The sequence below is a fragment of the Candidatus Margulisiibacteriota bacterium genome (genome assembly GCA_003242895.1).
Classification (GTDB): domain Bacteria; phylum Margulisbacteria; class Riflemargulisbacteria; order GWF2-39-127; family GWF2-39-127; genus GWF2-39-127.
The window spans coordinates 62,223-74,666 of the sequence record QKMY01000019.1; the positions used below are offsets into that span (position 1 = coordinate 62,223).

A 12,444-nucleotide genomic window follows, 5' to 3' on the forward strand; every position below is an offset into this window, starting at 1 on the left:
ATAATGACCAAAATAAAACCGATACTATTATTTCTGATACTGCTTCTTATCCAAGGGATTGCATATTCGATGCCACCCCAATCCCCCAATATTGAGTTCATTAATGGTTCTTCTCAGCTCAGCGAGATCTATACGACAGAGACTCAATTAACTATAACCGGCAGTACGCAGATCAATACCTTGGTGCAATTGTGGAATGTCAATGAAGCCGGAACGCTGGTAAAGCTATCCGATGTGGATATTCAGCCGAACGCTGATAACAAATATGTATTTACAAAGACGTTTAATGAAGGTCATTATCGATTCAAGTCCCGTGCCTGGACTACATCAGATGCACCAACTCCGCAATATTCTGCATTTGGTTCTGAGCGACCAATTTGTGTTGATCGAACACCGCCGGTATTGTCCCCAATGGTACTTACCAGGTGGATAGGAAACGCATACTGGGTTGCTTCGTCGCAGTTGCTTAATATCGTTGCTTTGGCAAAAGATGATAACGGTGATAGAGATACTGATTATTATGATGGCAGTGCCTTTGGATCCAGTCCTACTGTTACCGTGTATGAACTCTATGACTATGGGAGCGGGATTGCCGCTGATAGTACTGCTCCTGCAAATGGATGGGGAGATGCAGCCGGTCCAATTAAAATGAACAATATCACTTATACATTTAATGGGACTACCTCATATATTTATTTGCAAGGATGGCAGGGAAAATTGTCCCCTGGTCATTTTTACGAGGCAAGGTTCCAGATCATGGACCGAAGCGGGAACCTTAGTCGGCTTGATCCCAATTCGTCAAATGCAGTGGGTGTAAAAAGGTTTAAGTATGATGGTGTTGAACCACCTCTGATCAATCGAGCGCATATTTATATTTATGACCCGAAACATCTCTCTCCAACAACTAATCCTGGCGCATACGGATGTACAGAGCCTACAAATAATAAGATTGTTGATTCAGCCAAGAGTATGGAGATAACCGGTGAGTTCGGGACGCCGTCAGACATACTTGTGGGATATGTTAAGTATTACCGGGATATGATAATCCAGACGAATCCGACGCGATTGGTACTGAAATTCAACCCGGAACTAGTTCAGAGCGACCAGGACCTGGAACTCATTACTGAGTATCTCAATTCGTGGAGCTACGTAATCCCCTCTAGGGCAGGCGGCGGGTACTGGCGATATTTTCAGCAGTATAATGATTCGAAGGTTTTTCCTGTAGGAACGGGAAATGCTACTAATTTAGATAACTGGTTAAAAAAAGGACCGGATGGATGGATGGCCGGTACAGTTTGGCTGAGGCCCCAGGGATATCGATGCAATCAGTGGTTTTATACTTATGATAAGTCACGGAATGGAAGGGGGATCTACGATATCTCTTATATCTGCACTTCCGGTCCCCCTCAAACTCCGTATATTAATAATAGCGGTCAGCAGCTGCCTGGAGACGTAAGCTGGACCTATAAGGCAGATCCGGTTATATCGCAGAGTAAGTTCGACAGCATGTTTGACAAAGTGAATAATCCGTTGAAAATCCCGCCTGATTGGCTAGTGAATGAAGGTGAGGATGTCCGCAAGCCCACAAAGTACACAGGCGTAGAAGAAAAGTCCGGTGATCCTCAGACTATTAAGCTATGGTTCGAAGACCAGATTGATAGGAATGCAAGTCCACACCCTTTTCCATACTATACCATACCATCGAGCAATCAATTTGAGCAGAAGCCTACATGGACAGTCTCTAACACTAACCTGCCCCCAGTTCGATATAACCAAAATCGAAGAACTACACTTTACCGGGTTGCTTCGAATCCACAGTTCGGTGAGGGTCCGTATGATTACAATTACATAGCATGGTGTGACAACACTAATCCTGTCTACACAAATGCTTTAGCAGAGCTTCCACCTGGTGTTCAACCGTGGTTTAATGCTGGCTCGCTTGTCAGTCAAAATGTGTTGAATATTATTGGCTATGCGACTGAATCACCTTATGATGTTGAATATCCTTTTTATGGACTTGATTTTAGCTCTACTGGCAGTAAGGCACGATTATTTAAAGGAAGTGACCTTAACAATCCTATCCCTTTAGGTAATGATCAAATAACCTGGACCGACTTTGGTGACGGTAATAATAAAGTTATAATGGGATTAAAGGATACATTGTCCACGATTAAGAATACGAATGACAGGTACTTTCTGGACCTCTATCTACAAGATGTTTATTTAAATAATAATAGTCTAGTCCATGCGCCGCAGGCTGTACGACAGTTGCCGGTGTTTTTGATTGATAACAAGCCTCCTGGGCTGGATGCTATTGAACCGGCTAGCGGGACAACGGTCAATAGCCTGGATCTTTTCAGTGCCAAATTTCTTGATCCCGTACTTGACGACGGTACTTCCGGGGCAGGATCGAAAATATCGACTGTCAAGCAGGACAATTATTGCCAGTTAGAAATATATAAGGTATTAGCTTATGAGAAACCGTCAGGAAATAATCTGACATTCCTGCCAGTGCTGCCAAATAGTTTTGTCGACATAACAGAAAGCTTAGCTACTCAAAGTGTTTTTGTTAATCATGCCGGGAAAAAAATCACTCCCGGTACTATTCTGGAAATATGGGACAAGGACGGACAGGTTGTCGCTAATCAGGCTAGGCTTGTTATAAACGAGTTCGGAGTAGGAAATGTTATTGTTACGGTTAATGAAAGTTCTGGGTTACTGCTTGACCAGAAATATTACATTATTTATCCGGTACCAACGTATTATGAAACATGGGGTAACTCCACTTTATTATCCATACCTTATGATCCTGTAAGAACAATTGGTACCTACAAACTAAAAGTTAGGGCTATAGATAATGCAGAAAATCGATTAGACCAGATATTGGATTATGAGATTAAATATGATCCGCCGTTCGGGCTTTTTCCTTTAAATAGGACTCCTTATAAAAATGTAACTGCAAATGGCGAGGCTTTTTATACATTTACCGGCGGCCCGATCAAGACTAAATCAGGTAAATTTGTAAAAAAAGGAACAATGGTGCATGTTGCTACTGACTTCGGGTTTATCAGTGAAGATCAGGATGAATCTCCGTCGTTGCCAGGTATACAGATATATACAAAGGATGATAGTGGAAATTTTACTTTTAAATTGAGAAGTAATGCTACAGGTACTGCTAATGCAGTCCGCGCGTGGAGCGGCGGAGTGGATGGAGCTTCGGATGGAGCATATACCAGAATTGGGTTTGATAATTATCGATGTAATTTTATCCCTGATGTTATTAATCGGGTGATTATGGTTATGCCGGGCCAAACAATGAATACATCGTCAATGCAAGTTGTAGGGCAGGCCTCTGTGCAAAAAGCCGGCATACCCTTCAATATCAAGGTATACGCTTTTGATGCCTACGCTCATCTTCTCAAGGACCTCGCTGACCAGATCAAACTATACTCAAATGATCCATTCTCTGTTGTTAATAATAATCCTACCGCGGCCATAATGGTGACCTGCAATAATGATGGGGCTTACACTTTTCAAGTCTATGAAAGTATAGCTCGAGACAAAACCTATTTTGTAACTGATTTAACGCATTCAAACATTGAGGTTGCAGGTTCATTGGCAATTACCTGTAATGTACCAGCTAAATTACTTACATTACTTCCCGATCAGGTTCCTAGTGCAAGTATGCCTGGTGGCAGGGTGGAGAACCAGCTATCCAGGAATATGAACACGGATATGGAGATTAGGGTGAATATTACTGATGCTTATTTCAATAGAGTTGATTCCGCTACCGCGACTGTACGTTGTGTTGGTAATTTACTTACGGCAATAAGTCCGGCGAGCCAGATATCGTTGAGTGACCGTCGGTCATTTATTATCAAGGAATTTATTCCGGGAGATGGGAAAACTATCAGAATTGAAGATGTGGCTGGGGTTTTGAGCCCTTCATATACATCTCCCTACAATATCAATGCCGGTCCGGCGACTCAATTACAGGTCTTAATTCCTGATCAGCGTAATGTTTTGCTGACAGGGACTACCGGAAATGTTCCCGTGCATATAGCTGGGACGTCTTTTATTGTAACCATAAATGCAGTTGATCAGTTTTATAATATTGATAGATCAACGAGCAACATAATCCAATTGGCATCATTGGACCCGGAAAGCAAGGTATCGATCAATCCTTCTCAACGGATGATGATAAGCGGCGTATGTACTTTCCAGATTACCGAATATGTCGCCACGGAGGATACCCGGTTAAAAGCAGCACTTATAGCTGACGAAGAGCATTGGTTGTCAGATGTAGAAAGCAATACTTATAATGTGCTTGTTAAAGATCCTTATAAGCTGATGATACTACTTCCGGGAGAAGAGTTGGACCCCGGATTCGGTACCTCTAAAAAGGGAAAAGCAAATCAACCGATTAAAGATAGACCGTTTACTGTAACAGTCTATGCAGTTGATACATATACTAATAGAGTTTATTCAGAAGATATTGTTAGATTTGTCAACCTGGAACAGAATTATACTACAGTTAATCATACCGAGAAGCAGATGGTGAATGGAATGGTTACTTTTTCCGTTACCGAGATACAAATAAAGGAACATGGACTGGCAGTTACCTGTAATACACTTATTGGCGATCAATCTGTGGTATATAAAGCACGTAACTCTAATGATCCGTGTGCAGTTGAACTCATACTGCCCCCTCAAGCCATTTATGTCGGTACAGCTTTTACGGTTACGGTAAATGTTCTGGACCCTTCAAATAATGTAAGAGCATATACAGAGGATGTTCCGGGCTTGATCCTTGCCAGTTCGATCCCAGCAAACGCCTATGCTATAAATCCGCTGGACCCGGAGTTTATTAACGGAGTGGCAACTTTTTCGGTAACTTTTTACAAAGCCGGCACCTATACTTTACGAGCCGTTACTAAAGAAGGATTGCTTGATTTTGATACAGAGATAAAGCAGATATTGCCCGGCGGTTTGAATAGGATATTACTAGAGATGGAAGGGCAGACATTTTCACCCTTCGTTGGTATGTCCGGGATTCCCCGCGAGCAGATGGCATCGAAACCATTTAGTTTTAATGTTTATGCGGTAGACCAGTATTCTAACTTGATCAATAGCAATATAACCGTAGGTCTTTCACTTAGTGATATATATGCAGCTTATCCTTCCACTGTTTTAGTTAATCAGGGAAAATCGACAGTTATCGTAACTTGTAATACCCAAAGCGATCTGACATGGATCCGGGCGACTGCTAATAATGTTTCTGCGGTTACTGTTAACGTCAAGGTAGCAGTTGGTGATATTTATCAATTGCAACTGCTTATGCCAGGCAGATACTCCATCCCCGGAAGCGGATCAGAGATTGTCGGAGTAACTGAGAATGTTACTGCGGGTTATCCATTTGTAGTAACTGTTAACGCCGTAGATATAAGAAATAATATTTTAAATATTGATAACGAAGTAGAGGTCTATGGGACTAATTCCTGCATTCAATTTGTTAATGCCAGAAAATCCTTGAAGGCTGGAACCGCAACTTTTTCTGTTACAGAGTATGTTTCTACATCAAATGCATCAAGCATATTTACGATGAGAACTTTCGAAAAAACTTTAACTTCTAATACCGTATACGATGTATTAGTAGGAACTCCTAACAGACTTCAGGTCTTGCTGCCACTTGAAGTGAACGTTCCGGGTACGGAATATCCTGATGGAAAAAGAAAGCCTGTAATTCCGTACACTCCTACTGCGGGTGTATCATATGCTCTATCAGTGCTTGTTGTCGATAATTATTACAATGTTGTGACAGCTCAAAACACTGAGAAACTTGAGCTGACAGCAAATTACGGTATCAGGACTATTGATCCGGACCAATATACGATTAATGGGACTGCTTATTTTACAGTTAAAGAATATCAGTCCGGCAAAATAATTTATACTGCAAAGCAGACTATAATCAATAAGTCCCTTGAAGCAACTACATCGATTACGGTGCAGCCAGATGCCATAAAAGATCTTCAGATAATCTACCCTGGAGAAGTGCATACTCCTGGAGATAATTACTGGACGAATGCACCTGCTAAAGGGAAGGCTGGATTGCCGATTCAGCAAAAAGCAGGAGAGCCATTTACCGTTACGGTCAACCTTACGGATCAATTTTATAATCTTATTCCAACCATGAATAAAACTGTTCAGATCGATCGTTTATCTTCTTATGAGGTTGATGATACAAACAAATTATTTGTTGGTGGTGTTGCTACTTTTTCGATAACACCAGTAAAAGCAACTACTAATAATGCTAAGTTGAAGGTCAAATCAGTAACAGAAAAGAATTGGCTGTCCAATAAATCTTATTTGATCAATGAAGGAGACCCCGGAGTAGAAGTTGACCATGGAGTTCCGTTTGTTATGCTGACAACAGGTAATGTTCTTGTTACTGCGAACGGGTTTAACGTCAGCACGGTAACGGTAACGATAGCAGATAAATATATTAATTATGCTCCCCCGATTTACAATTATGTTGATGATCAGCGTATTACGATCAAGCTGCATCCTGACTATAGCTATCGATTGGCAAGTGACGTTATTGTTACCGTAAATGCAATAACTTCGAAAAATGGGGAATCGTATTTTACTATATCCTCTACAAAAGCCGGTGAGGGAAAATATATAGTTGAATCAATTGATCCGTCGAGCAATACTAAGCTAAACCAGGAATATACTATTCATTTTGTTGGTGATTCCTCAAATTTTTCTACAACTCTATCGTATATCACTGAATCGCTAGTTAAGGTATGGGCAAACAGTCCTGATGCCCATTCGATACGTGTGTTTTGTAAAGATATTTTTGGTAATACACTGGAAGGGCAGAAAATACTACTTGCTTCTTCCAGAGCGTCTGACAATATTGTTATAGTTAATGATGTAACAAATGACTCAGGGTACGCTACGTTTAAGGTATTTTCCTCTTTGCCCGGAACTTCGAATATTCGTGCCCGTAATCTTGTTTCCGGTGATTGGTTGACCCCAAGCATTAACCTGGGCTTCGCGGTTGATTATGATCACCCGAGTTCAAGAAATTCGATTATCCAGATTATTCCAAAGGTAAGAGAAGTCGGTGAACTAATTAGAGTAGAAGCGACAATTTATGATCGATGGGGAAACCTGATTACCGGCAATTCGTTAAGTATAGAAACCAATAGAGGTAGTATCGATAATATTTATAATCGAAATAATTTGCCAGGTAAAATTAGCGGGCAGGATTATGCTTTTTTTGAAATGCGGTCATTTGCAACCGGTTCAGGCAATGTGTTTGTGAAATATTCAAAAACAGGTGAGCTGTTAAGTATTCCTGGAAACGATTTTAGGTACTTACCTGCTTCTTTAACACTCAGTAAGTGTTATTTTATGATTACTCCAAACATAATCGGAGGGGATGGAGAATCTGTTGCGACAGTTTCTGTTTTTGCCGGGGATAGTTTTGGCAATCCTGTGTATGGTGTCAGTGTAAATATAGTTAGCAGTAGACCTTCGCTTGACAGTATTATCACTTTGAATGCAAATACGGATATAAAAGGGTTCGGATATTTTACGGTTTCCTCAATTGGTTTAGGGGTAAGCACTCTTTCAGCTACTGTCCGTGATTCGTTGCTTTCTCAAACGCAACAGATGACAGTAATAAAAGGAAAAATTATACCCGATAATTGTATAATTGCTATCACAAAAAACATTGCTCTGGCAAATAATAACGATTATATCCATATAAATCTATTGCTACATGACAGGATGAACAATTCTTTGGATGGTATTACGATAAATGCCTATGCCTCCCGGGGACCTGATTTTATTACTCCAAATACTATTATTTCCGATAGTAATGGGATTGTCAGTTTTAAGGTTTTTTCTACAAAAATTGGCAATAGCACGATTAATATCAGAGAATCTCAAACAGGTATTGCCATTACTGATAATTTGACTGTCTCTTTTGTTGTAGATAAGTCATTGGTTAGTTCTTTTAATTCAATTGTATCAATTACTCCGAACTCTATTATTGCAGATAATTTTCAGGTATCTAAGATTACCGTTAAGCTGAATGATATTTATAATAATCCTATCGATAGCTCTTCAGTAAGGCTTTCAGCCAAGGGAGTAACTCTATCTATTGTGCCTTCAGTGAATAGTACAACTGCCAATGGTGAAGTGGATTTTTATGTGAAAGGAATTATTGCAGGTGATACAGTCATAACCGCATATGTTCCTACATATACGGTAACGATCAATCAAACTGCAGCACTCCGATTGATTCCGGACCGCTTACATATATCCCCAACATTATCTACTATGCAGATTATTTCTTCTATACCTGGGCAGCCATATATAGAATCTTATGCAAATGGTAAAAGTTTGACCTCCCTGCGGGTAACAATAAGGGACTTATACGGAAATCTCGTTAACGACAAAGTACTAACAGCTAATTCAACCCGGGGTGATTTTGATCAGATAAAAGCTATAAACGCGAGTAATATTACCGGTTATGATATGGTTCATAATGGCGAAGGCGTATTCTACATTTCCTCTATTAGACTAGGTAGTCCTATTATCCAGTGCGTTGATCCGGAAACACAGGTTACTTTGAATCAGAAAGTAGAGCTTAATTTTGCGGCAGATAGATATGATCCAAGTCCAGAGGCCTCAACTCTGATTATTAGTCCAAACCTCGTTATAGCAAATGGTGACCAAAAAGCTATTGTTACGCTCTATTTGCGAGACAACCTCAGCAATCTTATCTCCGGTAATGAGATTACTCTGCAATCCGACCGGTTAAATAAAGATTTTATTTTACCGCTAAGGGCAACTACCAACGCACAAGGAATTGTTACATTTTCGGTATCTTCAACCGAATACGGAGATGTGTTTTTGAGCTGTATGGATAATATTGCAAAGCGTACACTCTATGATAAAGCAAAGCTAACTTTCAAAGCGGAACCAATCCCGTCTACTATAAATTCCGAAGTAAAAGCAAATTATGGTGATGTCTATGTATTTAGTGTGGGTAAAAAGAATGAAACCTATGTTAACGTATCCGTGAAAGATAGGTTCCATAATCCATTAATTAACGATCTTATTATTGCAACTTCAAATAGAATGGACGACGTACTAATCCCAACTTCAACTGTTACAGACTCCTTTGGCAGGGCGAGATTCCTTTTGCGATCGCGTTATGCCGGAACGAGTTATATAACGGCCATGCATAACCCGACAGGGATTGAAATTGGAAAAACTACCGTGGAGTTTTCCAATCCTGCGATTACTGCGAGTATGCAGTTATTAGACAAAGATGGTGTGGCGGCGCAAAGATTCGTTCTTGGTAAAGACAAAATATTCATAGAAATTTCTGATGCTAATAGGAATGTTGACAGTTTTTTAATGGATACAGTTTCAGTTAATATCATCAATCTTGCCCTCCCGGATACGGAAAATGTTATGTTGCAGGAGACTGGCGTTGATACCGGAGTTTTTAATAATATAGGGATAGGCGTTTCAACTAATTTTGTAACTGGATTTCCGGTATTATCGAATAATATTCTTGAAGGGACATATAAAAATGAATTTAAAGTGGTATATAAAGACCTCTATTATTTAGATGATATTGTTGAAAAATATGCCTTGTTGGACATCGAACGTATGGGTTTTATCGGTACTCATATTGCATACCTTAATCAGAATAAGGATAAGGCTGTTATCCGTTATATGTTGGATGAATACAGTGATATTGAAATCTGGATTTATAATCTGCGAGGAGAAGTTATTTGGCGTGAGCAATTTTTTGCAAGCAATGAAGGTGCTTTAAAAAGTGACCAAAATATTGTTTTGTGGAATTTGAGGGATATGTATAACAAAGAAGTCCCGAATGGCGTTTATTTGTACCGGATACTTCAGAAGAATAGTGGAATGCCTAAAATGAAGTATACTGGGAAATTGTTGGTCGTAAGGTAGGTTCGGATTAAGTTTCTGTATGTTTGTTTTTAATATAAAAGAGGCTAATATGTATTGTATCTATACAATTACTATTATTATATTTTTAATGATAACTCCAATTAATGCGGACATAAGTCCTGATGCCATGGGACTTCCGGCCCGTTATCAAGCTATGGGACTGTCGCCTGTAGCATATCAGGGGGACATAAATAATTTGTTTTATAATCCTGCCGGTATTAACCATTATTCTTCCTGTCAGGCATTATCCGTCTATAGTAGATTAATATCCGAAATTGATTATAGGATACTTGGGTTTTCTTTCCCATTGTGGGGCAGCACTCTTGGTTTCGGAATCAATTCGATATCCGTCGGGCAAGTACCGTATGCGACTTCCTTTGATCCCGTAAACGGAAACCCTGTTTTGGCCCAAAAAGATTATTCTAACAATCTTTACCAGGTTTCTATCTCTCATTCTTTTGGTAGTGTTTGGGATCAGGGACTGCCGTTAACTCTCGGATGCTCCCTGAAATATTTTCAACAGGGTATTCTTGGTGTCGCCCCTCTATCAGGCTCAGGTATTGGAATCGATCTTGGGATGATCTATGAATTGCGTAAAAATCTGGCATTGGCTTTTGTTCTCAAAAATCCTTACGCTAAGGTATCCTGGCAAACAGGAAGAAAAGAGTCGCTTGATAGGTCGTTGCTTGCCGGGTTTACTTCGGATTGGTTCAATGCTGATATGAATGTAGCAGGTAACGTTGAATACAATCTGACAAACGCTTCTTATTATTTGATGGGCGGTGCTGAATATACCTATAAAGATACATTTACTTTCAGGGCGGGTTATAAAGACAGGCCTTATGCAAGTATTAATAACAAGCCGGAAAAGTCCGGTACGTTATCTTTTGGAGCAGGAATAAAGATTGGTGATTTTAACCTGGATTATGCCTATGTTCCTTATTATCTGATACCTGAGGATACTTCTCATTATCTATCAATTTCATTTGTTCCATTCCAAACTAAACAAGAGGTTTTTGTAATTAATTTGCCTACTGATAATCAGGTTGTTTATGATCCCTTCATTTTAATAGAAGGAGTGGCAAATCTGAATATTAATAATCTAACAATCAATAATGCAAGAGTTACTGTTGAAGATGACGTATTTGTCGTTCCGGTAATGCTCAATTATGGAGAGAACAAAATTATCGTAGATGCTGGTGCCAAACGAGGTGAAAATCATCATTATGAGAGAAAAGTTCTGAGATTGAGGCAGTTCAACGATATCCCCGATGATTACAAAGGCCGTATAGCTTTTGATGTCATGTATGCCTATGATATTGTACAAGGTAATGAGCAAGGAAATTTTTTTCCTCAAGAGAATATTGACCGGTCGAGTTTTACGGCTTCGGTTATGAAGTTAAAAGGGCAGGTCACTAAAGTATATTTTGATAAAAAACGCAAAGAAGACCACTCGTTCAAGCAAGTGAGTGATTTGCTCGACTTTGATAATCGGGATTGGGCTGGAGAATATCTTACACAGGCAAAAAAAGAGGATATTATTGTCGGCTATCCGGATATGACGTTACGTCAGAAGAGTTATATTTCTCGTGCTGAAGCTATGACAATAATTGCCAGAGTTGAACGTTTGTCAGACAAAAAATCAAGGAAAAAGGTTGTTACGGATGTTAACAATGAGGTGGTATGGGTTGATAGGGATAATTGGTCGTATCCTTATGTAAACACACTTAAACAGGCGAAATTCCTTGATTATATAGACAACGGCAAGCAATTTATGATTGATTATATATTTACGCCTGAAGAAAAAGAACAGTTTGTTGCTTACGTTAGTGAGAAATCCATGTCGGTTTCCGTATCTAATAATACTGAAGCAAGTGATACGAGTACAATCAATATTCCACTAATAAATGCGCCCCCGGTTAAAGGCTTGATGCCAATAAATGAGGTGTACGCTTTTCTCGAGACGCCTGAAGGTAGGAATATTTACTACAGTTTTCTCAGAGAAAGTGAATTTATAAAGAAACCAATCAAGAAGTTTGAGCTTATCGAAATGCTTTCAAAAACTTCGCTATTTCAGTCATTTTTAACCAACATCGGTATTTCAATGTTACCTCAAAAGAAATGATGTCCACATGCCGCCATTATCTATTAATTCATCTGTTATAACCTAAAATGGTACATAATTGTGTTTTGCTTTTTTTAAAAAGTACAATTATGTTGGGTTTTTATTTGCGGACGACGAGTGAATTCGTTATAAAAAGTCTTGGCATAAAAAATGCATTTTGCGATTGGGGAGTATCCAATAATCCTTCTATCGATTTAGCAGTTTGTCGATGATGGATAAATGGAAGGAGGGGTTGGGCTGTTTCCGGTGAAAATGATGTAAAATAGACGTTGTAAAACGTTAGAAAAGTCAGAAAATGCGAAATATAATAA

Annotated in this window: 2 protein-coding genes; both read left to right on the plus strand. The window is 39.4% G+C overall.

Features of this window, described 5'->3' with window-relative positions; genetic code table 11:
• Positions 1-3: 3 nt before the first annotated feature.
• Positions 4-10,008, plus strand: a complete 10,005-nt coding sequence (locus DKM50_01820) for a hypothetical protein (GenBank protein ID PZM83641.1) — start codon at positions 4-6, stop codon at positions 10,006-10,008.
• Positions 10,009-10,027: 19 nt separating this feature from the next.
• Positions 10,028-12,133, plus strand: coding sequence for a hypothetical protein (locus DKM50_01825; GenBank protein PZM83642.1), 2,106 nt, complete (start codon positions 10,028-10,030; stop codon positions 12,131-12,133).
• Positions 12,134-12,444 lie beyond the last annotated feature (311 nt).